Consider the following 237-nt stretch of genomic DNA (forward strand, 5'->3'; position numbering starts at 1 on the left):
GCGACGCTGGCAGCAACCAGAGCACCACGGTGACCCTGGAGTCCTCGATCCTGCAGGACATCCAGAACAATGTGAAGGCGATGCTCAGCGTCTCCCCAGCCGGGCGGATGTACCTGGCTCCTTCTACCGGGACCCTGACCGTCACGGACCGCCCCGAGGTCATCTCCCGGGTGGAGGCCTATCTCAACAGCACCAACCGCAGCATTACTCAGCAAGTGCTGTTCAACGTGAAGGTGT

General features: G+C 61.6%; 1 protein-coding gene. It reads left to right on the forward strand.

The genetic code is table 11. The features are described from left to right. Window positions 1-237, forward strand: a 237-nt coding sequence (locus FS767_RS22595) for a secretin N-terminal domain-containing protein (RefSeq protein WP_178102789.1), incomplete at both ends; no start/stop codon positions are given.

The sequence above is a fragment of the Pseudomonas sp. DE0010 genome (assembly GCF_007680745.1).
In the GTDB taxonomy this organism is placed as follows: domain Bacteria; phylum Pseudomonadota; class Gammaproteobacteria; order Pseudomonadales; family Pseudomonadaceae; genus Aquipseudomonas; species Aquipseudomonas parafulva_B.